We start from the raw sequence: 22,800 nt of genomic DNA, 5'->3' as shown, positions 1-22,800 counted from the left end.
ACTGCTTTCCTCTACTTTTTAAACATTTACCCCTGTTTTCTATATACCCTCCATTCCCATCCTTTTGGTAAAATCATAAATGTAATCGCTTACATTAGATCTGGGGGGATTGGACATGAAAAGAAAATCGCTTCTGTTGGTTTTTGGAATGATGATGGTTTTATTGCTTGCTGCTTGTAGCAGTGAGGGAAGCAGTTCTGGATCAGATGACGGTAAGGTGAAGCTCAGAATTGCATGGTGGGGCGATCAGCCGCGAAATGATTATACGACGAAGGTTATTGAGATGTATGAGGAACAAAATCCTGATGTGCAGATTGATGCGGAGTATGCGAGCTGGGATGATTATTGGCAGAAGCTTTCACCTCAAGCGGCAGCAAATGAATTGCCGGATATCGTACAAATGGACGTTTCCTATCTTGCTCAATATGCGCAAGGAAATAAATTAGCTGATTTGACTCCGTTTTTAGGTGAGCAAATCGACACGAGCAATATGACAGAGGATTACGTGAATGGCGGAAAAATAGATGATGGTATCTATGGAATGAACACTGGTGTAAACGCAGTTGGATTCCACTACAACCCGGAATTATTGGAAGAACTAGGTCTTGGAAGTGAAATTCCGGAAGATTGGACGTGGGATGATTATAAGAGCATGTCTGATAAAGCTGTTGCACAAGGTGCATTTTTCGATACGCATCTAAGACCTGATGTATTTTTCGATTACTACCTTCGTAGCCAAGGCTCTCGTCTTTATGCGGAGGATGGCAGCGGCTTAGGTTATGAAGATGATAAATTATTCGTGGATTACTGGAGCATGATCGCAGAGCAAGTGGAAAAAGGAGCAACTCCAACGCCAGATGCTCTTGCTCAAATAACTGGTATTGAAGATGATCCGGTTGTAAAAGGAGAGGCAATAGGGATTTTCCAATGGTCCAATCAGTTCGTAGGATTAAAACAGGTTGCAGAGAAGCCGCTGGAGATCGCGCCAATGCCTGGTCCTGGTACGTCTGACGGTCTTTATTTAAAGCCTGGTATGTTCTTCTCAGTGTCACAAAACTCTGAGCAGAAAGAAGCTGCTGCTGACTTCTTGGATTTCTTTATGAACGATGTAGAAGCGAATAAATTGATTCTAGGTGACCGTGGTGTGCCAGGATCTTCTGAAGTAAAAGACGCGTTGAAAGATGAAGTTTCCGAAGCGCAGAAACAAGTCTTTGAATATGTGGAATGGGCAGAAACGAACAGTTCTCCAATGGGAGCTCCAGATCCAGCTGGTGCTGGGGAGGTCATCGAATTATTAGAAACATTAGCGGAACAAATCAGTTATGGTCAGCTTGCTCCTAAAGAAGCTGCTGAAAGTTTTAGAACGCAAGCAGAAGGCATGCTTGGACAATAGTGCATAACAGTGATCAAGACGGCAGCTGAGCAGCTGTCGTTTTGATTACACTTGTATATGGAGAGGAGTAAGGTCATTGAGCTCACGTCTAAGAAGCAACTTGTGGGGATATCTTTTCATTGGTCCGTTCATCATCGGCTTTTTAGCTTTTACGATCATACCAATGCTAGCTTCTTTATATTTCTCATTTACGGATTATGGTTTATTTGATGATCCAGTATGGATTGGTTTTGAGAACTATATAAAAATGTTCACGGAAGACCCTCGCTATATTAATTCATTGAAAGTCACCATCATTTACGTATTCGCTGGCGTTCCATTGCGGCTCGCTTTTGCCTTACTGGTGGCCATGCTGCTAAATGTCGGATCACGAGCAGTTGGCTGGTACCGGACATTGTATTATCTACCTTCTCTTATCGGGGGGAGTGTGGCAGTTGCGATCATGTGGCGTAACATTTTTGGCGATGACGGGATTGTCAATATAGCTCTTAAGACTATGGGCATTGATTCGATTCGTTGGTTTGGTGAACCAACAGCAGCGCTATGGATGCTTATCTTTCTATCCATCTGGCAGTTTGGGTCATCGATGCTGATCTTCTTGGCTGGATTGAAATCCATTCCTGCTAGTTTTTATGAAGCAGCCAGTGTGGATGGAGCGAACTTTTTCCAGAAATTCTTCCGCATCACATTGCCGATGCTAAGTCCTGTTTTATTGTTCAACATTATCATGCAGACAATCTCTGCGTTTATGACCTTCGTGCCTGCCTTCATTATTTCCAAAGGGACAGGTGGTCCGCTCGATGGTACGCTACTTTACTCTCTATACTTGTTCAAGCAAGGATTTGAGTACTTCAATATGGGCTATGCGTCTGCAATGGCGTGGGTCATGCTGGTTATTGTAGGTATTTTGACAGGAATCATCTTCTTGACTTCTAAGTATTGGGTGCATTATGAGTCGGAGGGGAAATAAAATGACTAAAAGAAGACCTCGATATTTTCTCTACCACATTCTAGTCGGAGGCTTTGCCGTTCTGTTGCTTTACCCGGTTATTTGGCTTTTTGTCAGCTCGTTTAAGGAAAGCGGAGATATTTTCATTACCGCTAGTTCTCTTATTCCCAATCCCTTTACGTTGTTGAATTACGCGCAAGGATGGGAAGGCTTTGGCGGATATGGTTTTGGTACGTTCATTAAAAATACAATCGTTTTTGTTATATGGATGCTGCTTGGTCACTTGATTTCGTGTTCACTAATTGCATTTGGCTTTGCCAGACTGAAGTTCGTGGGACGAGGGTTTTGGTTTATGATCATGCTCGTTACACTGATGCTGCCTTACGAAGTCGTCATGATTCCGCAGTACATCATCTTCTCTGAGCTGGGCTGGCTGAATTCCTTAAAACCGTTAGTTGTGCCAGCCTTCTTTGGACACCCATTTTTCATCTTCTTGCTCGTTCAATTCATCCGAACCATACCGAGGGAGCTGGATGAGGCAGCGACAATTGATGGGGCGAATACGTTCCAAATCTTTTATAAGGTAATACTGCCACTTATCGTTCCTGCTTTAGCTACTACAGCAATCTTCACTTTCTATTGGACTTGGGATAACTTGCTTGGGCCGGTTCTCTATTTGAACAGTCCAGAAAAATATACAGTCTCGATGGCGTTGAACATGTTCTTGAGTAACGAAACGGTATCAAACTGGGGAGCGATGTTCGCCATGTCGATTGTCACACTTGTACCAGTGTTTGTTATCTTCTTCATCTTCCAGCGCTATGTTGTGGAAGGTATCAGCACAACTGGTCTAAAGGGATAGAGAGGAGATGCTTTTATGGCTGCTATAAATACAGGGCTGGAATGGATCATGAGAATGGCATATGTAAATGTTCTTTGGCTCGTTTTCTTGCTGCCAGGTCTGGTAGTCTTCGGGGTTTTCCCCGCTACCACTGCCCTGCTGCATGTGATGCATCAATGGCTGCAAGGAAAAACGGACATTCCTATTTTTCAGACCTTTTTACAAACATATAAAAAGGAGTTCGTGAACAGTAACAAGCTGGGATATATCTTCGTGCTGTTAGGATATATCCTCTATCTTGACTTCCTCTTCCTAACTTCTGCTGCGAACGCCGCTTTGTACTTCACGATTCCGTACCTCATTGTCACATCTATTGCTTTTTCGGCAAGTTTATATGCGTTTCCGATGTTAGTGCATTATGATATGAAGCCGTTTCAAATCGTGAAGCGTTCATTCTTTATTATGATGCTAAATCCAAGCCAAACGTTTGTCATGCTCGTCGGAACGATCGGAGTCGGTTCGATTTTATGGTATTTTCAAGGGTTGGCGTTGTTCTTCAGCTTCAGCATTGTGGCGTTAATTGTTATGATGCCAGCTGCTAAAGCATTTGAAAGAACAGAAAAGAAATCCTCAAAACTCCTAGCCAAAGAAATCAAATCAGTCCCGGCGAACTAAGATCAAACTAATGGGAGGTTGCGCTATGAAAAAGTATGTAGTTGTGGGAACAGGCGGCCGGGCGGAGTTTTACTTTGGAGCAATGGTGAAGGATTTTAAGGATACATGTACACTATCCGCTTTTTGTGACATAAACGAAACAAGGATGAATTATGCAAATCAACTGCTGGAGGAAAGGTACCAGCATCCCGCTATACCAGCATACCCAGCAGCGGACTTTGAAAAGATGATACAGCAAGAAAAGCCAGATATAGTCATTGTCACAACTATCGATCGAACGCATCACACATATATCATCAGAGCATTGGAGCTGGGATGTGATGTAATCACTGAAAAACCAATGACAACGGATGAAAATAAGTGTAAGGAGATTTTGGAGGCCATTGAAAGGACAGGAAGAGAAGTCCGGGTAACATTCAACTACCGATACGCCCCGCATAACACAAAAATCAAGGAATTGATAAGCTCGGGTGCCATCGGAAAAGTAAACTCGGTACATTTTGAATGGGCGCTTGATACGACACATGGCGCTGATTATTTCCGGCGATGGCATCGGGATAAACGAAATAGCGGCGGTCTGCTCGTTCATAAGTCTACACACCATTTTGATTTGGTGAACTTCTGGCTTGATACGACTCCACAGCGTGTGTATGCAATTGGCGATCTGCTTTTCTACGGAAGGGAAAATGCCGAACAAAGAGGGGAAACGAAGTTCTATCAGCGAGCGTATCAAAGCGAACAAGCAAAAACTGATCCGTTCGCTCTTGATTTGGCAAGCAATGAACATTTGAAACGCATGTACTTGGATGCAGAGAAAGAGGATGGATACCAAAGGGATCAAAGTGTTTTTGGAGATGGAATAAGTATTGAGGATACTTTAGGGGTGCTGGTGAACTATAAAAGTAAAGCAATCCTGACATATAGCTTGAATGCCTACTTGCCATGGGAAGGTTTTATCGTCTCCTTTAATGGAACAAAAGGGAGAATCGATGCACGCATTATAGAAAAGTCTTATGTGAATTCGGGAGGAAGCAAGGCCGAGGAAGGTCAGCTGGAGCAATTATCAATTGTTGTAAGTCCTATGTTCGACGTACCTTACGAGGTACAGGTGGATAATGGTATCGGAGGACACGGCGGAGGCGATACGGTGATGCTGCAAGATTTATTCGGCAATCCCAAGCCAGACCCATTTAATCGCGCAGCTACCCACATAGACGGAGCAATGTCCATCATGACAGGCATTGCAGGTAATCATAGCTTGAAATCAGGAAATGCAGTCAATATAAACGAGTTAATAGATCTATAAAAAACTGTTTGCTTGAATGGAGGATTTCTTGGTGGAGAAAACGGCCATCATTTCAGGCGGAGCTTCCGGAATCGGAAAAGCGGCGGCACTTAAGCTTGCTGAGGTCGGATTCCGAGTTTGCCTGCTGGATGTGAATGACACGAAATTGAAAGAAGTCAAAAAGGAGATGGAAGAAAAGAACTTCAAGGTAATAACCATCCCTTGTGATATGTCACAATACGACCAAGTAGAGACGGCCGTGAAAAAAGTGATAAAGCAGTGGGGAAGAATCGATGCGGTGTTCGCCAATGCCGGAATAGTTGGGCAAGTTTCGTCCATCGAGTCGATGAGCATTGACAATTGGAATCAAGTTCTCAGCATTAACTTGAACGGAACATTTTTCCTCGTGAAGGCAGCTATTCCACATGTAAAGCAACAAGGCGGGAGCATCATTATCACAAGTTCTATCAGTGGAAACAGAGTCTTTTCTCAAGCTGGATTCACAGCATATTCCACATCAAAAGCAGCACTGGCAGCATTTTCCAAGATGGCCGCATTGGAGCTGGCAAAATACCATATCCGTGTAAATGTCATCTGTCCAGGTGGGATAGAAACAAATTTCAAAGAGTCGATAAAACGATCACCAGATCTGGACGAAATCAAAATACCTGTGGCATTTCCTGAAGGAAGCAAACCATTGGATAACCGCTCTGGTAAACCTGAGGAAGTAGCGGATCTTGTGAAGTTTCTAGCCTCAGATGAATCCAGCCATATTACAGGTACAGAAATCTATATTGATGGAGCAGAGTCCTTATTGATCGGCTAAGACATCTTCTATGAACAAACACCATGAACTCAGTCATGGTGTTTGTCTGGTATACAAAGATCTTTATGAAAGGAGAGTAGTGGCATGATCATAGATTCCCATCAACATTTTTGGCGCAAATCACAGGAAGATATGAATCGCGGATCCGGCAGCAGAAGTTACTCCTATTTGCCTGATCAGTTAGAACCCATATTGCATGAACACAGCATAAACAAAACAATCGCTGTGCAAGCTTCACCATCATTAGAAGAGAATGAGTTTTTACTCCAGATAGCTAAAACTAGAAAAGAAGTGATTGGAGTTGTCGGTTGGGTTGAATTGGACGATCCCAAAGCTTTGCAAACATTGGATATGTATAAAGAAGATCCTCTTTTTATAGGGATCCGCCCAATGATACAAGATTTGCCTTCAGAGTGGCTGTTAAAAAGTACAGTGCTTCATAATCTCAACAAGTTAGCAGATGAAGGTTTTCCGATTGATTTACAGGCAAATCCAAGACATCTACCTATAATTATTGAGATCTTAGAAAAGATGCCTCACTTACACTGCGTAATTGACCATATAGCTAAACCGCCAATAGACAATGGACAAATGGAGCCTTGGGCCAGTCATATGCGAAAAATCGCAGAATACCCTAATATCATGTGTAAGATTTCTGGTCTTGTTCCCGAAAAAGTAGGAGCCATATGGACAACTAAGAGCATCTTACCTTATGTAGAAATTGTTTTAGATATTTTCGGTCCAAAACGAATTATGTTCGGAAGTGACTGGCCAGTCTGTTTGAAATCTGCTTCTTACTCAGAGGTGGTTCAGCTGTTTGTGGATACAGTGTCGGGTCAATTGTCTAAGAATGAGAGAGAAGATGTATATTACAATAACGCAAAGCATTTTTATAGATTAGAAGATACACTGCAGAGGAAATAAAGAGGATATTATTTCAATTGTAGAGAACTAGAACGGATAGGAAGCAAAAAGCAAGAGGAGGAGTAGCAGCATGAGAAAACTCAAAAGCTTATTTTCTAATCTAAAGATGAAATATAAGTTGGTTTGTTTACTCTTCCTCATTTTGGTTTCTTTTAGTATCGGCGGACTAGCGCTTTTACAATATGCCCTCGTTACGTACAATGATGAAATTCATCGACAGTCCGCGCAGTCATTGAAGGTATCATCTGCTTTGATTGAAAACGAGATCGAAAAAATGAAAGGGTTTTCATATGGGTTGTCTACTGATCCATATCTGCAATCTTATCTATACAATTTAAAAGAAACGGAAGATGATTACGAGGCGTATCTAATCGGAGTCACGATCAAAAAAAGGCTTGTTGATTTAGGAGCCTTCGAAGATTCAATAGATTCCATTCAGCTGTATGATACAACGGACAGAGGCTATAGTGCAGGAAACCGAGTTATTACCATCGGAAACGAGCGACTGCTTCAGTATAAAGAAGGCACAAATCAAAAAGATGGAGGAGCTGAATGGTTCACGCCTGATGAGCAGGACAAATCGTTTGTCGTGGCTCGCGAAGTAAATGCTTATCCAGATCTTTCGTTCGAGAGACTGGGTATGATTGTTGTGCGATTTGATATGCAGAATATTGTATCTTCCTTTGAAAATAGTCTCGACGAAAAAGAGATGCGATTGCTTATAGCGAATTCTAATGGAGACATTATCTTCCCACAGGAAACGACAAAGAAGGATTCCTATCTTATGGCCAGTGTGCAAGGAAACGATGGATATCAGCTAGTGAATTATGATGCTGCCAGGTATTTTGTGACGTACTCTTCAGCTGCTTATACGAACTGGACATATATGATCGCTTCTCCCTACAGTCAATTATTCCAGGCCGTTACTTTGGTGAAAAGTACTGTATTGTCCATTTATGTTTTGTTATTTGTGATATTACTGTTTCTTGGTATCCGTTTCATTAAAGGAATCACCAATCCAATAGAAGCATTGAATAAAAAGATGAAGAGAGTACAAAAAGGGGAGGTTGAGGACTTTAAGGTGGATAGTAACGTAAGGTTCTCTAAAGATGAGGCAGGGCAAATGCATGAAAACTTCAATAAAATGATGAACCAGATTCATTCATTAATTGAAGAAAATTATAAAAAGCAGCTAGTAATCAAGGACGCTGAATTCAAAACACTCCAAGCACAGATTAATCCTCATTTTCTTTATAACACATTGGAATCCATTAATTGGTCGGCAAGACTGGGCAAACATAAGGAAACATCACATATGGCAACGTCACTTGGCTTTATTTTACGGTCGTCTCTGGAAACGAAAGAAGCTCTGATTCCTCTTGCTGATGAACTGGAAATAGTGAGCCACTATATTACGATTCAATCTTATCGTTTTCAAGAACGTCTAAGATTCCACACGGATATTCCTGATCATCTTCTTTCGTGTAAGGTACCTAAATTCAGCTTACAGCCTTTGGTTGAAAATGCAATACGATATGGTCTGCAGGAAATTATTGGTGTATGTACGATAAGAGTGGAAGCGGTGCGCAAAGGAGGAGAAACGTTTATTTCAGTAACGGATGACGGGCCTGGAATGGAAAAAGAGCTACTAAATAAATTAGCTAGCGGAGATTATCGTCCAAAAGGCACGGGCTTAGGCATCAGAAATATAGATAATCGGTTAAGGATCATGTTCGGTCCCGAATACGGAATTCAAGTAATGAGTGAAATTGGCGTGGGAACAAAAATCATGCTGACGATTCCTTATGAAGGAGGAAGTGATAGTGTTCAAAGTTCTGCTGGTAGATGATGAGCCGATGCTTCTGGAAGGAATATCTTCTATTGTAGAATGGGAGCAGCAGGGAACTGTTTTACATGGTGTCGCAAAAAATGGACTGGAAGCTTTGGATTTTATTAAAGAGCAGAACCCAGATATCGTGATTACTGATATCACCATGCCAGGTCTGGATGGAATGGGATTGATCGAACAAGGAAGAAAAGTCTCTCCTCTAATCAAATGGATACTGCTTTCTGGATATAACCAATTTGAATATGCACAAAAAGCGATGCGTTTTGGTGTGAAGCATTATTTGCTGAAACCATCAAGTGAAGAAGATATTCATGAAGCATTAGCGGAAGTCGTCCAAGAACTTGCAGATGAGAATAAAGAGAAAAATATAAGCAGCCAAACGGAAGCATCTGTAAAATACTCCGCAGTCGTTAACAAAATAATAGATAGCATAAAAGAGAATATTGATAATCCGGACTTGTCATTGCAATGGATAGCCAATGAGATCTTATATATGAACACAGATTACTTAGGGAAGTTATTCAAGAAAGAAGTAGGAGAGAAATTCTCTGCTTATGTATTGAGATGCAGAATTGATAAAGCGATAGAAATTATGAGAAGACAGAGGGATATTAAAGTCTTTGAACTAGCAGAGCAATTAGGTTATGGAAATAATCCGCAATATTTCAGTCAGATTTTTAAGAAAAGTAAAGGATGCAGCCCTACTGACTGGATAAAAAACAGGTGAACAGGCTGGTATTTTAAAGGAGGTATTTAGATGAGTCAAAAATGGGTTTTTATCGGAGACAGTATTACCGAATGTGGAAGATTTGAAGATCCTCGAGACATAGGTAATGGCTATGTAAAAATGATTCAGGATGAACTGGTACCGAAAAAAGATGTAGATATCTTCAATAAGGGAGTAGGAGGCAACCGTGTCACCGATTTAGCGGCTAGATGGGAACAAGATGTACTCTCATTAAAGCCAGTCTTAGTATCAATCTCAATTGGAATCAATGACGTATGGAGACAGCTGGATCAGCCTCAAATAGACCAGGTGTATCCGGATGAGTTCAAAGCAGTCCTCTCTAATCTCCTCGCTGAAACAAAACATATGGGTGCTGAGATTTTCCTTATGGAGCCGACAATTATTGAAGAAAATAATGAATCAAAAGGAAATCAGATGTTAATTCCGTATGTAGACATTGTCAGGGAACTGGCCGCAAAGTATGATGCTACTCTCGTCCCGACACATACAGCCTTCTTGCAAACAAAGAAAACGGATTTGACAACAGACGGTGTTCATATGACCGATGCCGGTAATAGACTGATGGCTGATACGTGGTTGGAAGCATACTTTGCGACAGAACGTAATTGATTTTGTCTTATCACAAAGATGGGAAACCCTTATTGCAATGGTTTCCCAAATGCTTTACTTAACACTGAACTTCTTCTATTTTTTTCTGAATATAGCTGTATTTTCAACACGTATTGAATCAACTTCACCACATTCTAAGCAAAAAGTATATATTTTATTTCCGCCACTTAAAGCCATTTTGTTCGGTTTGATAGGTATGAAATCTGTACCTTCAGCAAATTCACTAGCACCACATTTAAGGCATTTTTTATTATCCATGTTCACAAGACCTCATTTCATCATTATTTTTATTTTTCTGAATAAATTCACATCTTCATTATATAGCTACTTCTGCAAGTATAAAACCCCAGTATTTACCTTTAGTAAGAGCTTTTCTTGTGAAAAATGAAAAATATATATTTTGCATACATAGGACTAAGCTTTCCTCTAATACAATGACATGAAAGAGGGCTTTTTTCATACGCTGTATGTGGGGTGATAACATGGCAAGAGTACAATACAATAGCTCAGACATTGACTTGATGGCTAGAATGATGCGCGCAGAAGCAGAAGGGGAAGGACAGCTAGGAATGCTGTTTGTAGGAAATGTCATTGTAAACCGTGCTGTAGCTGACTGTTTAGATTTTGGGGATGTAAGATCAATCAATGACGTCATTTTCCAAATACAGGGCGGGAATTATTCATTCGAAGCTGTTCAAAAAGGAAATATTTTTTATCAACGAGCACGTGAACAGGAAAGAAGGTTGGCAGAAAGAAACTTGAAGTCCTGGAGACAGCAGCCTGCTTCGTACGCGCTTTGGTATTTTAATCCGTATGCACCATGCCCTCCAACATGGTATGGCCAGCCGTTTGCAGGTCAGTTTAAAGATCATTGCTTTTATGAGCCGCAGGCTGGCACGTGTGATAGTGTTTATATGGGGTAAGATGAATGATGGAACGAGGCTGGAAAATAACTAAATTCTCATTACTTAAAATGAATGTTATTCTTGAGCGCCGCTTCGGCAGAACACTCCGCTTTCCACGGGCACGGCCTCAGCCTCCTCGTGGAAAGTTCACCACTGCGGGGTCTTCAGCTCGTGCTGTTCCCGTAGGAGTCTCCGTGTTCTGCCTACGCTAAGATGGATAACTAATCAAAATTACCGAACTTATGTAAATTTTCTTATGAAGATTTACAATATTGTTCGGTTTTTTTATGGTTAAAACACTTATGCCCAGCCTCGTTTTGATTTATCTAATTCACTATCATAGTATTACATTAATTTGTGGTAAGATTATCCTATTGAAAAATGTATATTCTAATTCGTGGTTTGAAAAGAGGCTGATTAAATTGTTGCAGAGGTTGTTTGGTAAAAGATCTAAATCAAAGAAATCAAATGCAAAATCGGAAAAGTCTAAAACTGTACCAAAAGCAAAGAAACCTATGATAACTTCAACCAGAATTGGAGAACTTGGAGAGTACAAAATCAACATTCAACTTGATCAATTACCCAAGAATAGCCGATATCTGAGTGATGTTTTACTCCCTAATCCTCGCGCAAAATCTGGTTATTCTCAAATTGATCATGTCATATTTACATCCTATGCAATATTCGTAATTGAAACGAAAAATTACGCCGGGACAATTTATGGCGACCGAAATAGAGATAAGTGGAGTGTGAATGGGAAATTTCCTATGATGAATCCTTTTCATCAAAATTTTGGACATATTAAAGCATTAAAATCGATATTGTCGGAAGAGGAAGAATCGAATTTCGTTTCCATTGTCTCGTTTACCAGAAGATGTATGTTTAAGGTGAATGAAGATCTGAGAAAAATTCAATCGAATGATCTCATCGTTTATGATACGGAATTATCGGAGTACATAAGTAGAAAAATGAATGTGTTAAGAGTGCAAGCCAATTCTCCAAGATACACTGATGAAGACGTCTTATCCATGTATCGTATATTGAGCAAAAATAACATAACGGATCCAAAGATTAGATCAGAGCATATTGATTCATTGAAACAAAAAAAATATAGAGAGGCATCAGCTGCTCAGTCTGAAGCGAAAGCGAAATGTTTCACCTGTAATATAGAAGTTTCTAGAAAGGTAAAGGCTTACTGCGAGGATAATCATATTCGTTTTAAAGGTAAGGTTTTTTGTTTTGAACACCAAAGAAGTTGACGAGAGGATTACATTAGCAAGATTCAATGTCTTGTGCTTTATTTTCTTGAACTGAAAAGCGATTTTACTATATAATGATAGTTAACAGAATATTCTCTTATCCAGAGAGGCGGAGGGACTGGCCCTATGAAGCTTCAGCAACAGACTGTTTGTACTGTGCTAATTCCAGACTAGATAAGAACCGGACTACATAAAAGTAGCGAACCTCTTCTTATTTAGGAGAGGTTTTTTGTTTTTTACACTATTAATATGAGGTGATTGTGTATGTCAAACGAGTTGAGTAAAGCATTGGATGTTTTAAGAGAAAAGAAATGGGTGGATCTGACGCACACCTTTGGACCAGAGTCTCCGCGTTTTTCAGCTTTTAATTCTGCAAAGTTCGAAACACTATTCTCGCATGATGATGGGTTCTTCGCTCAGAGTTTTACTTTCCCGGGGCAATACGGAACGCATCTGGATGCACCGATTCACTTTGTGCGTGAGACACGATACTTAGAAGAGCTGGAGCTGAAAGAATTGGTGTTACCGCTTGTTGTGATTGATAAATCTAAGGAAGCTGCTGCCGATCATGATTATGCATTGTCTGTAGAAGATATTCAGGCGTTTGAGTCAGTGCATGGCAAGATTGAACCGGGCACTTTCGTAGCCTTAAGGACAGATTGGAGCAAACGCTGGCCAAATCAGGAGCAGATGGATAATAAAGATGAACAGGGAAGCAGTCATTCTCCTGGCTGGTCACTGGAAAGTCTAAAGTTTCTATATGAAGAACGAGATATTAAGGCAGTAGGGCATGAGACGTTTGATACTGATGCAGCGGTCGATTTTCAAAAAAATGGCGCTCTGATTGGTGAATATTATGTGTTGGAACAAGATTCCTACCAAGTTGAGCTGTTGACGAATCTTGATCAGCTGCCAGCAAAAGGGGCGTTCATCTTTAATATCGTACCGAAAGCAGGAAAAGCGTCAGGATTTCCTGTTCGTTCTTTTGCTGTCTTGCCTTAAAAGTAACGCAATATGATTAAAGGCTCTCCAAATCGGATAATGGGTAAAATACTCACTGATAGGAGGCGGCATGATGGAGAAGGAACAGAAGTTGCCAGCAGTATTCAACGAACTAGCGGAAACGCTGCGAGATATAAGTCGAACTAGCAATCATTTAAATGAAAAGTTAAAGTCAGCATATACAATAGTAGCAACAGATCATCCGCTAATCAGAGCTGATGGAAGACATGATGATGCGAAGGGTATTCAGCAGCTGCTGAACCTAGCTGATCGCAAAAAAGGCTTACATATTGTCTTTCCGCCAGGACTTTACATATTGCGTCGACCATTGCGTCTCAAGCCAAACACATTCTTTGAGGCGGATGATAATTCTATATTCCGAAAAAAGCATCATGGACCGATGCTGCTGAATTTACGCAGGCGGAATCGAATGCGTGCATATCGTGGCAATGGCAATCTAATTATTCGAGGCGGGACATGGGATGCGAATTTCCCTGCTTACCGTGGCGGTACTAGCTTTGTATTAGCGCATGCGGAAAATGTGATTATTGAACAGCTGCAGCTGGTAGAGCACGGTGGCGGACACGCGATTGAACTGAATGCCATGCGTAATATCGAAGTGCGGCATTGCAAGTTTCTTGGTTATGATGATCGTAATGGAGAGCGCGCTTATAGTGAGGCAATTCAGTTGGATTTAGCCAAAGCACGCAGAGTTTTCCCTTGGGGAGGCTCTGTATTCGATCAAACAACTTGTCAGGATATTTGGATTCATCACAATAACTTCGGTCCATCTGAAACGAAAGGAAGCTGGGGAAGGGCTGTTGGTTCGCACTCCGCTACTGCAGATAGATGGCATGAACGCATATTTATTTCAGACAATGTAATGAGTGAAACTCTCCAGTGGGCTGTACGGGCTTATTCATGGCGGGATGTTGTTTTATATAATAATCGGATGGAATCGTGCGGTGGTGGGATTGCTATTCATCCAAATAATGTGGACGGCAGAAATGACACAGATAGTAGAAACCGTCCTACAGGGCGCAGCAATCCAATCAGAAATTTCCTCATCGTGCAGAACGCCATCAGAGGCGGCGGTAATTATGCTTCAGCAATAAGGTTGAAAGGCGATGAGCATTCACCTATAAGTGGCGCATGCTTGCGTGACAATCATGTGGAATCCTATCCGGGGAGAGGCGTTTTTGTTACAGGTACAATAAACAGTCTAATCGATAAAGAAACCACACTTTCTCGGTAGTCACTCCGATACTAGTGTGCATGATTAAGTAAATGTAAGTTTTCTGTATATTATGGAGAAAATATGCATATAGATGTCGATACATGCTACACTTTTCTTGGAGGTGGCCTATGTATATAGATGAGACGAAGCGTTATCGGTTTATCGGATCCGTACCTTTCGGGAAATACTTCATGGTCCGCATCTACGATCTGGAACTGCAGCAAGAGTATACAATATCGGATCGGCTTCTAAGCCAATATACAGATAAGCCCTTGAAGGAGTTTTACCTTCAGATCAAGCGCAATATCTATGATTTGGAAGCAAATGAAAGCAGCATGACCTCGGAACTTGGAGATATGCAGAAGCGATTATTCGATTTTCTAGATGAAGAAGAGGAAGGCGACGATGATGCACATTTCCACAGGGAAAATGTCGTACCTTTCAGAAGACCCCGCTCTGAGGATCACCAGGAAAAGTAGGGAATAGTATTATAAGGCTGTGAATGCATGGATTCACAGCTTTTTGCCATTTTAAAGTTGCAATCTGCGTTTTCTTTGTTACATTTAAGGGTATAGCTGTTACCAGGTCTCTAACTGAAAATCTAATGAGGATGTTGCCGATGGATAAAGAGAATAATGTTGTCCTGTTCCCGGGTCTGAAGACGCGGCTGGAGCGGGAAGGGATGAAGGAGCTGCAGGAGAAGAACTACACCGATGCTATAGGGAAGTTTGAACAGCTTCTGGATTATGGATACCGTCAGCCGGAAATTCTGACTGGGCGCCTAATATGTCTAATGGAGCTGGGCAGGCATGAAGAGGCGGAGGAAATGTCCTTGCAGCTGTTGGCTGCCAAGGATAAGGATTATCTGCAATACTTACATATTCATTTAACGCTGCTGTTCCAGCTCGGACGCTACGATGAAGTAGTAGAACTGCTGGATGAGGTGTATGCAACTGAGAAAATACCGACGCCGCTTAAGACATCGTTTGACCAGCTGCAGAAGGTAAGTCGTAAAATGGCCGAAGATAAGAGCCAGACAACTGCAGATCAGCTTATACATAATTTCGAAAAAGCACGCAAGAGTAAGGATGCCAGCTTGCAATGGCAGCTCATCCAAAAATGCCATTCTCTTGATGTCAGTCCGCATGTACAGAAGATGGAAGCATACCTTCTTGATGAGGAAGCCGATCCCGTTGTACAGACAGCTGTACTGGAATGGCTCGTGAAGCAAGAAATCGAATTCCCAGTCACAATACATAAGATGAAAGAAACTATGACAGTTGTCCCGGAGAACCTGACAACAGTTGAAGAATCGGAAGGGATGAAACAGGTACTGCAGCATTTGCATCTTCTTGAGCAGCAGAATCCATCACTATACGACTTGGTGTACAAGCTTTTGCATCGTTATATGTATGTTAGATACCCAATGGTGCCTACGGAAGAAGACGGTACTGTTTTGGCTGCTGCACTGCAGAAGCTGGCAAGCAGTTATCTTCAAATCGATCAGCCTGCTGTTACTGAGGAAGAAGCGCAGAGAATCGCTTCCATGATGGAAGAGATCATTACATTAGAAGCGAAATATCTGACTGTCGCCGAGGAATGACATAGTTCGTATCGTTAGTGTTGAAAGCGACTATGAATATGTTATAATAAGATGGTTGTAAACCAGTACTAGTTAATAACTTATATTATGCTAGAATTGAGAACGATTAACATGAAACAAACGATAGATGTTGGAGGGAATATTATGTCAGCAAAATTCGAAAGAACAGAAGGCAAGAACGAGGGAATTTTAACAATTACCCTATCTCCTGAGGAATTGGACGGAGCGCTTGACCAAGCGTTTCAAAAAGTAGTTAAACAAGTTCAGGTACCAGGTTTCCGTAAAGGAAGAGTACCACGTAAAATCTTCGAACAACGCTTCGGTGTAGAATCTTTGTATCAGGATGCAATTGATATTGTTCTTCCAGGAGCATACATGAACGCTGTTGAAGAAACTGGCATCGAGCCTGTTGCACAGCCGGATGTAGATCTTGAGCAGATCGAACAAGGTAAAGAACTTATCTTCAAAGCTACTGTAGCTATCAAACCAGAAGTTGAGCTTGGCGACTACAAAGGTCTTGAAGTAGAAGCAGAAGACACTACTGTAACAGACGAAGATGTTGAAAAAGAAATCGACGCACTTCGCAACAGACAAGCTGAATTGGTTGTTAAAGAAGAAGGATCTGCAGCAGAAGGCGACACAGTCGTAATCGATTTCGAAGGTTTCGTTGATGGCGAAGCATTCGAAGGCGGCAAAGCAGAAAACCACTCTTTGGAAATCGGTTCTGGCAGCTTCATCCCAGGATTCGAAGAACAGCTTGTAGGTAAAGAATCCGGTAGTGAGTCCGATATCACTGTGACATTCCCTGAAGAATATCATGCTGCGGAACTTGCTGGTAAAGAAGCAGTCTTCAAAGTGAAAATCCATGAAATCAAAGCAAAGGAACTTCCTGAGCTTGATGATGAATTCGCAAAAGACGTAGACGAAGAAGTTGAATCTTTGGATGCGCTTCGTGAAAAAACGAAAAACCGTCTTCAAGAAGAAAAAACAACAGCAGCGGAAAACAACAAACGTGAGCAGCTGATCAACCTTGCTACAGACAACGCGAAAGTGGAAGTTCCAGACGCAATGGTAGATACAGAACTAGACCGCATGGTTCGTGAATTCGAACAGCGTCTTCAAATGCAAGGTATGACACTTGAAATGTACGCTCAGTTCTCTGGTCAGGACGAAGCTGCACTTCGCGAGCAAATGAAAGAAGATGCTGGCAAACGTGTGAAAACGAACTTGACTCTTGAAGCTATCGCGCAAGCGGAAAACGTAGAAGTGACTGACGAAGACGTTAGCACAGAGCTTGATAAAATGGCTGAAATGTACCAAACAGACAAAGAGCAATTGACTCAAATGCTTGGCGGCAACACAGACGCTATCAAAGACGATCTGAAGTTCCAAAAAGCTATCGATGTATTGGTAGACAACAGCAAAACTGCATAAGACATAATCAGAAAAACAAGGCAGCAATCACTGTGCCTTGTTTTTCTAAAAAATAAACGTATTTTCAGAAGGTATTAATAGCCTCTCTGTGGAATTACGTGCATGAACGGCTTTTTCGTTTACATATACTACATACATATGGTTTGACTTTTACAAAAAAAACTCCATAATAAAACGTACCTCTTTTTTCGCGTATGCAGGATTTGCCAGTTTAATAAAGGGAGAAATCTTCCTTTGCAGGGTTTACCTGCGTTCATTTGGCTAATACTGATGGAAAAAGTGTTTTGCTTTTTAATACTGCTTTTATCTGATATGATTGGAAAAAGGAAGGCTGGGCGCATCCAGAATGTGTTTGATCTTTCGAGATATCATATATAGATATTACATTCGAGGGGTGAAATGATGTTTAAATTTAATGAAGAAAAAGGACAACTTAAATGCTCCTTCTGTGGCAAAAGCCAAGACCAAGTACGTAAATTAGTAGCCGGACCAGGCGTCTATATATGTGATGAGTGCATCGACTTGTGCACAGAGATCGTGGAAGAGGAACTTGGAAATGAAGAAGAAGTTGAATTCAAAGAAATTCCGAAACCACAGGAAATTCGTGAAATCCTAAGCGATTACGTTATTGGACAGGACAAAGCGAAGAAGAATCTTGCTGTAGCGGTTTACAACCACTATAAACGTATCAATTCCGGTAAGAGCTCTGATGATGTAGAATTGTCTAAAAGTAATATCGCTATGATCGGACCAACTGGTAGTGGTAAGACATTACTAGCTCAGACATTAGCGCGTATCCTGAACGTACCATTTGCAATTGCAGATGCAACTTCCTTAACAGAAGCTGGTTACGTTGGGGAAGATGTAGAAAACATCTTGCTTAAATTGATCCAAGCAGCTGACTACGATGTAGAAAAAGCTGAAAAAGGAATCATCTATATCGATGAAATCGATAAAGTAGCACGTAAATCCGAGAACCCATCCATCACTCGTGATGTTTCCGGTGAAGGTGTGCAGCAGGCACTTCTTAAAATTCTTGAAGGTACGGTAGCAAGCGTTCCGCCACAAGGTGGCCGTAAGCATCCGCATCAAGAATTCATCCAGATTGATACAACAAACGTTCTATTTATCTGTGGTGGTGCTTTCGACGGAATCGAGCAAATCATCAAACGCCGTCTTGGTAACAAGGTTATCGGTTTTGGTGCTAATGATGGTAAAGAGACACTAGACAAAGGCGAATATCTTTCCAAGGTATTACCTGAGGATCTATTGAAATTCGGTTTGATTCCAGAGTTCATCGGCCGTTTGCCTGTTATCGGCAGCCTAGAGCCGCTTGATGAGGAAGCTTTGGTTGAGATCCTAACTAAACCTAAAAATGCATTGGTGAAACAATACCAGAAGCTCTTCCAGATGGACCAAGTAGAATTGGTTATCGAAGAAGATGCGCTTCGTGAAATTGCTAAATTGGCAATTGAACGTAAAACTGGTGCGCGGGGCTTGCGCTCCATCATGGAAGGTATCATGCTGGACGTTATGTATGAACTTCCATCCCGTGATGATATCAAGCAATGCATCATAACTAAAGATACAGTACTGCTTGAGAATGGCCGTCCGAAGTTTGTACTGCATGATGGTACCGTAACAGATGAGAATCAGCAATCTCCAAAAGAGAGTGCATAATCTCTATCTGACAAGCAGATGATCATGTACAGCAAATCCCTTGTTACAGTTGGTGGCAAGGGATTTTTTTCTTGATTTTCACAAAGTATGGGTACAGTACTGTGGTTGTGTATATACTTTAAGAAGAACTGAAGAAGACAGACATTTGGAGGTGTCACGATGGAAAAAGAGAAGACACTGATAACGCCTCTTTTACCCTTAAGGGGTTTGCTTATTTTCCCGACTATGGTTCTACATTTGGATGTAGGAAGAGAAAAATCCGTTCATGCATTGGAACGAGCGATGCTGGAAGGAGAAACAATCTTTCTGGCTGCGCAAAAGGAAGTAGATTTGGATGAACCGACAGAAGAGGAAATCCACCATATAGGTACGGTAGCAAAAGTCAATCAGATGATGAAGCTTCCGAATGGTACGATGCGTGTATTGGTTGAAGGACTATATCGTGCTGAAATCATCCGTTTCTTGGAGGATGACAAGCAGTTCATGGTTGAAATAGAAGAACGTCCTGACGAGCATGGTACGAAGAATGAAGAAGAAGCACTGATGCGTGCGCTTTTGGAACAGTTTGAGCAATACATAAAGGTTTCTAAGAAAATCGGCCAAGAAACGTTTGCGACCTTAACGGATATTACGGAACCTGGGCGCATGGCTGATATGATCACCTCTCATCTGTCACTGCGATTGGATGATAAGCAAGAGATCTTGGAGATGCAAGATGTAAAAGAACGTCTGCGTCATATTATTACGATCATTACGAATGAGCGGGAAGTACTTGATCTTGAAAAGAAAATTGGCCTTCGTGTCAAACAATCCGTCGAGAAGACCCAAAAAGAATATTACTTGCGAGAGCAAATGAAAGCAATCCAGAAAGAACTTGGTGATCGAGATGGCAAGTCCAGTGAGATAGAACAGTTCCGGGCGGATATCAAAGCATCTGATATGACGGATCACATGAAGGAAGTTGCGGAAAAGGAATTAAGCCGCTATGAGCGAGTACCACAGAGCTCTGCAGAAAGCTCTGTGATTCGTAACTACTTAGAGTGGTTGATTGCTTTACCGTGGAAGAAACAAACAGAAGATAATCTCGATATTCCTCATGCCGAAGAAACCTTAAACGAGGATCACTACGGTCTGGATAAAGTGAAGGAACGTATACTGGAATACTTAGCTGTTCAGAAACTAACTAATTCCTTGAAGGGTCCAATTCTTTGTCTTGCTGGACCTCCCGGGGTCGGTAAAACATCCTTAGCAACAAGCATCGCCAAAGCAATTAATCGGAAATTTGTTCGTATTTCATTGGGCGGAGTACGAGATGAAGCGGAAATCCGCGGACATCGTCGTACATACGTCGGAGCGATGCCAGGACGGATCATGCAGGGCATGCGTCGTGCTGGTACAACGAACCCTATCTTTCTGCTTGATGAGATTGATAAGATGTCCAATGACTTCAGAGGCGATCCGTCTTCAGCTATGCTTGAGGTACTTGATCCGGAACAGAACAGTTCATTCAGTGATCATTTCATCGAAGAGACGTATGATCTTTCCAATGTCATGTTCATTGCAACAGCGAATAACTTAGGCTCTATTCCAGGGCCGCTCCTTGACCGGATGGAAATCATCAGCATTGCAGGGTATACGGAAGTAGAAAAACTGCATATTGCCAAGGAACATCTATTGCCGAAGCAGATTAAAGAGAATGGCTTGAAAAAAGGGAACATTCTTGTAAAAGATGAAGCGCTCGAACATATCGTGCGTCGCTATACAAGGGAAGCAGGTGTACGTGGTCTGGAGCGTCAGCTGGCAGCAGTTTGCCGGAAAGTTGCACGCATCATTGTTTCCGAAGATAAGAAACGGGTGACAGTAAGCGCGAAGAAAGTAGAAGAATTGCTTGGACGCCCACGCTTCCGGTATGGTTTAATGGAAGAGGAGAATCAAGTTGGCGCAGCGACAGGTCTTGCTTATACGACTGCTGGCGGAGATACACTATCAATAGAGGTTTCCTTGTCTCCAGGTAAAGGAAAACTAACACTAACCGGTAAGCTCGGCGATGTTATGAAAGAATCAGCTCAGGCTGCATTCAGCTATATCCGTTCCAATGCCGAAGAACTCGGCGTTGATCCATCGTTCCATGAGCACTACGATATTCATATCCATGTGCCGGAAGGAGCAACACCAAAGGATGGTCCATCTGCTGGTATCACGATTGCCACTGCCTTGACGAGTGCACTTACTGGGAGACCGGTTCGGAAGGAAGTCGGGATGACAGGGGAAATCACCCTTCGTGGACGTGTCCTGCCGATTGGTGGATTAAAGGAAAAGAGCTTGAGTGCTCACCGAGCAGGTATTACAACAATCCTCTTCCCAGCCGATAATGACCGGGATCTGGAAGAAATACCGGATACAATCAAGCAAGACATGACGTTTATAAAAGTCAGCCATCTTGATGAGGTATTAAAATACGCATTGGTGGAAGATAAACATGAAAGTAACTGAAGCAGAAATAGTAATTAGTGCGGTATCGAAAAAGCAATATCCGGTGACACATATGCCGGAGATTGCTTTAGCCGGCCGCTCGAATGTAGGGAAATCATCTTTTATCAATAAGATGATCAACCGAAAGAACTTGGTTCGTACATCCCAGAAGCCAGGGAAGACACAGACATTGAACTTTTATAAGATCAATGATCGCTTTCATTTTGTGGATGTGCCGGGTTATGGATATGCCAAGGTTTCAAAGAAAGAACGTAATGCTTGGGGCGTTATGCTCGAGGAATACTTTACAGAACGTGAGAATCTGAAGGCGGTTGTACTGCTTGTCGATATTAGGCATGAACCGACGAAGGACGATGTGAGCATGTATGAATTCCTGAAGCATTATGAATTGCCGGTTGTCGTAGTGGCAACAAAGCTGGATAAGATTCCAAAAGGTAAACGTGTCCAGCATATCAAGCGAGCTGCTAATAAATTGCAGCTGTTACAAGAAGATATCATCCTTCCATTTTCCTCCGAAACAGGAGAAGGAAAAGAGGAAGCATGGGGAGTATTGAAACAATTCCTATAAAAAATAACCGTACAAGCATAGCTTGTACGGTTATTTTTTTCTGAATAAAAGGTAAGCACCAGCCAAAATAAGCAAAACAGGCCAATAATTACTAATAAAACCTGCTGTCCTATCGAGCCAGCCGAACCATGCAGGCTGCTGCGGTGCTGCAATGGCAAAAATGCCGAGAGCAAGCAGCAAAATTGCCCATACATACCCTTTTTTCGTTTTTAATGCGCTAATGAATAAAGCGGCACCAGCTAAAAATGGATAGGCTCCCCAGCTATCGGTCCAAAAGCCATAATGTTTCAGTCCGTGGAAATGGATACCTAAGCCAAGAATAAAATAGCCAGCGAATAAGTTTTTATGATCTTTCGCAAGATAAGCATGCAATAGTAGTGCGGCGCCTATGATAATTAATAAAGTCGGCCACGAATAGAAGTCGACAAACAAGGGAACACGCAACTGACGTAACAGGAAATAAGCACCGATCCCCAGTAGCAGGAATCCGATAAAAGCATTTTTCTTCGTCATAACATCT

The 22,800-nt window shown here is 41.8% G+C and carries 22 protein-coding genes and 1 riboswitch; of the genes, 20 read left to right on the top strand and 2 right to left on the bottom strand.

What is annotated here, in order from left to right; all coding sequences use genetic code 11:
- Window positions 1-115: 115 nt before the first annotated feature.
- From GZ22_RS09975 to GZ22_RS09930, 10 genes are all read left to right on the top strand, one after another.
- On the top strand, window positions 116-1,393 hold the full coding sequence (locus GZ22_RS09975) for an ABC transporter substrate-binding protein (protein ID WP_038561906.1): 1,278 nt from the start codon (window positions 116-118) through the stop codon (window positions 1,391-1,393).
- A 76-nt stretch (window positions 1,394-1,469) separates the two neighbouring features.
- Entirely contained in the window at window positions 1,470-2,363 is an 894-nt protein-coding gene (locus GZ22_RS09970; RefSeq protein ID WP_084160715.1) for a carbohydrate ABC transporter permease, read from the top strand.
- Between the two features lies 1 nt (window position 2,364).
- Window positions 2,365-3,204, top strand: coding sequence for a carbohydrate ABC transporter permease (locus GZ22_RS09965; RefSeq protein ID WP_038561899.1), 840 nt, complete (start codon window positions 2,365-2,367; stop codon window positions 3,202-3,204).
- 15 nt (window positions 3,205-3,219) lie between these two features.
- The gene (locus GZ22_RS09960) at window positions 3,220-3,858 is read left to right on the top strand and encodes a YesL family protein (RefSeq protein WP_038561893.1); all 639 of its coding nucleotides are present in this window, start codon (window positions 3,220-3,222) and stop codon (window positions 3,856-3,858) included.
- A 25-nt stretch (window positions 3,859-3,883) separates the two neighbouring features.
- Window positions 3,884-5,164 (top strand): Gfo/Idh/MocA family protein, encoded by a 1,281-nt coding sequence (locus GZ22_RS09955; protein ID WP_038561889.1) that lies wholly within the window; start codon window positions 3,884-3,886, stop codon window positions 5,162-5,164.
- Between the two features lie 16 nt (window positions 5,165-5,180).
- A complete protein-coding gene (locus tag GZ22_RS09950) occupies window positions 5,181-5,969 on the top strand; it encodes an SDR family oxidoreductase (protein ID WP_038561886.1) in 789 nt (262 codons plus the stop codon).
- 84 nt (window positions 5,970-6,053) lie between these two features.
- Window positions 6,054-6,893 carry an amidohydrolase family protein gene (locus GZ22_RS09945; protein ID WP_038561883.1) on the top strand — a complete coding sequence of 280 codons (840 nt, stop codon included), beginning with the start codon at window positions 6,054-6,056 and terminating at the stop codon, window positions 6,891-6,893.
- Between the two features lie 70 nt (window positions 6,894-6,963).
- Window positions 6,964-8,742, top strand: a complete 1,779-nt coding sequence (locus GZ22_RS09940) for a cache domain-containing sensor histidine kinase (protein ID WP_051748178.1) — start codon at window positions 6,964-6,966, stop codon at window positions 8,740-8,742.
- On the top strand, window positions 8,717-9,469 hold the full coding sequence (locus GZ22_RS09935) for a response regulator transcription factor (RefSeq protein ID WP_038561880.1): 753 nt from the start codon (window positions 8,717-8,719) through the stop codon (window positions 9,467-9,469). Before GZ22_RS09940 ends, GZ22_RS09935 begins: the two co-directional genes overlap by 26 nt.
- A 30-nt stretch (window positions 9,470-9,499) precedes the next feature.
- Window positions 9,500-10,099 (top strand): SGNH/GDSL hydrolase family protein, encoded by a 600-nt coding sequence (locus tag GZ22_RS09930; RefSeq protein WP_038561876.1) that lies wholly within the window; start codon window positions 9,500-9,502, stop codon window positions 10,097-10,099.
- A 75-nt stretch (window positions 10,100-10,174) separates the two neighbouring features.
- On the opposite strand, the gene GZ22_RS09925 is transcribed toward GZ22_RS09930, so the two are convergent.
- Window positions 10,175-10,357, bottom strand: coding sequence for a hypothetical protein (locus tag GZ22_RS09925; protein ID WP_038561873.1), 183 nt, complete (start codon window positions 10,355-10,357; stop codon window positions 10,175-10,177).
- Between the two features lie 224 nt (window positions 10,358-10,581).
- Between GZ22_RS09925 and GZ22_RS09920 the strand changes: the two genes are divergently transcribed.
- The 10 genes from GZ22_RS09920 to yihA all read left to right on the top strand — a co-directional run bounded on the left by GZ22_RS09920 (window position 10,582) and on the right by yihA (window position 22,280).
- Window positions 10,582-11,022, top strand: a complete 441-nt coding sequence (locus tag GZ22_RS09920; RefSeq protein WP_038561869.1) for a cell wall hydrolase — start codon at window positions 10,582-10,584, stop codon at window positions 11,020-11,022.
- 356 nt (window positions 11,023-11,378) lie between these two features.
- Window positions 11,379-12,263 carry a nuclease-related domain-containing protein gene (locus GZ22_RS09915; protein WP_245609656.1) on the top strand — a complete coding sequence of 295 codons (885 nt, stop codon included), beginning with the start codon at window positions 11,379-11,381 and terminating at the stop codon, window positions 12,261-12,263.
- Between the two features lie 94 nt (window positions 12,264-12,357).
- A riboswitch (SAM riboswitch) is annotated at window positions 12,358-12,444 on the top strand.
- 83 nt (window positions 12,445-12,527) lie between these two features.
- The gene (locus GZ22_RS09910; protein ID WP_038561866.1) at window positions 12,528-13,265 is read left to right on the top strand and encodes a cyclase family protein; all 738 of its coding nucleotides are present in this window, start codon (window positions 12,528-12,530) and stop codon (window positions 13,263-13,265) included.
- A gap of 70 nt (window positions 13,266-13,335) precedes the next feature.
- Window positions 13,336-14,520, top strand: coding sequence for a glycosyl hydrolase family 28-related protein (locus GZ22_RS09905; protein WP_123921901.1), 1,185 nt, complete (start codon window positions 13,336-13,338; stop codon window positions 14,518-14,520).
- A 110-nt stretch (window positions 14,521-14,630) separates the two neighbouring features.
- A complete protein-coding gene (locus tag GZ22_RS09900; RefSeq protein ID WP_038561862.1) occupies window positions 14,631-14,981 on the top strand; it encodes a hypothetical protein in 351 nt (116 codons plus the stop codon).
- Window positions 14,982-15,121: 140 nt separating this feature from the next.
- Window positions 15,122-16,105 carry a tetratricopeptide repeat protein gene (locus tag GZ22_RS09895; RefSeq protein WP_038561859.1) on the top strand — a complete coding sequence of 328 codons (984 nt, stop codon included), beginning with the start codon at window positions 15,122-15,124 and terminating at the stop codon, window positions 16,103-16,105.
- Between the two features lie 144 nt (window positions 16,106-16,249).
- Entirely contained in the window at window positions 16,250-17,539 is a 1,290-nt protein-coding gene (gene tig / locus GZ22_RS09890) for a trigger factor (RefSeq protein ID WP_038561856.1), read from the top strand.
- Between the two features lie 402 nt (window positions 17,540-17,941).
- A complete protein-coding gene (gene clpX, locus GZ22_RS09885) occupies window positions 17,942-19,219 on the top strand; it encodes an ATP-dependent protease ATP-binding subunit ClpX (protein WP_038561852.1) in 1,278 nt (425 codons plus the stop codon).
- A 159-nt stretch (window positions 19,220-19,378) separates the two neighbouring features.
- Window positions 19,379-21,712, top strand: a complete 2,334-nt coding sequence (gene lon, locus GZ22_RS09880; protein WP_038561849.1) for an endopeptidase La — start codon at window positions 19,379-19,381, stop codon at window positions 21,710-21,712.
- Window positions 21,699-22,280, top strand: coding sequence for a ribosome biogenesis GTP-binding protein YihA/YsxC (yihA, locus tag GZ22_RS09875; protein ID WP_038561846.1), 582 nt, complete (start codon window positions 21,699-21,701; stop codon window positions 22,278-22,280). The genes lon and yihA overlap by 14 nt, the downstream gene beginning before the upstream one ends.
- Window positions 22,281-22,310: 30 nt before the next feature.
- Here yihA and GZ22_RS09870 read toward each other — a convergent pair whose 3' ends face one another.
- Window positions 22,311-22,793: a LiaI-LiaF-like domain-containing protein gene (locus tag GZ22_RS09870; protein WP_038561843.1), complete on the bottom strand. Its 483-nt coding sequence runs from the start codon at window positions 22,791-22,793 to the stop codon at window positions 22,311-22,313.
- Window positions 22,794-22,800: the final 7 nt, after the last annotated feature.

The organism is Terribacillus saccharophilus, assembly GCF_000725365.1.
In the GTDB taxonomy this organism is placed as follows: domain Bacteria; phylum Bacillota; class Bacilli; order Bacillales; family Amphibacillaceae; genus Terribacillus; species Terribacillus saccharophilus.
The sequence above is the reverse complement of the archived record's forward strand: the minus strand, read 5'-3'. Positions and strand labels throughout refer to the sequence as shown.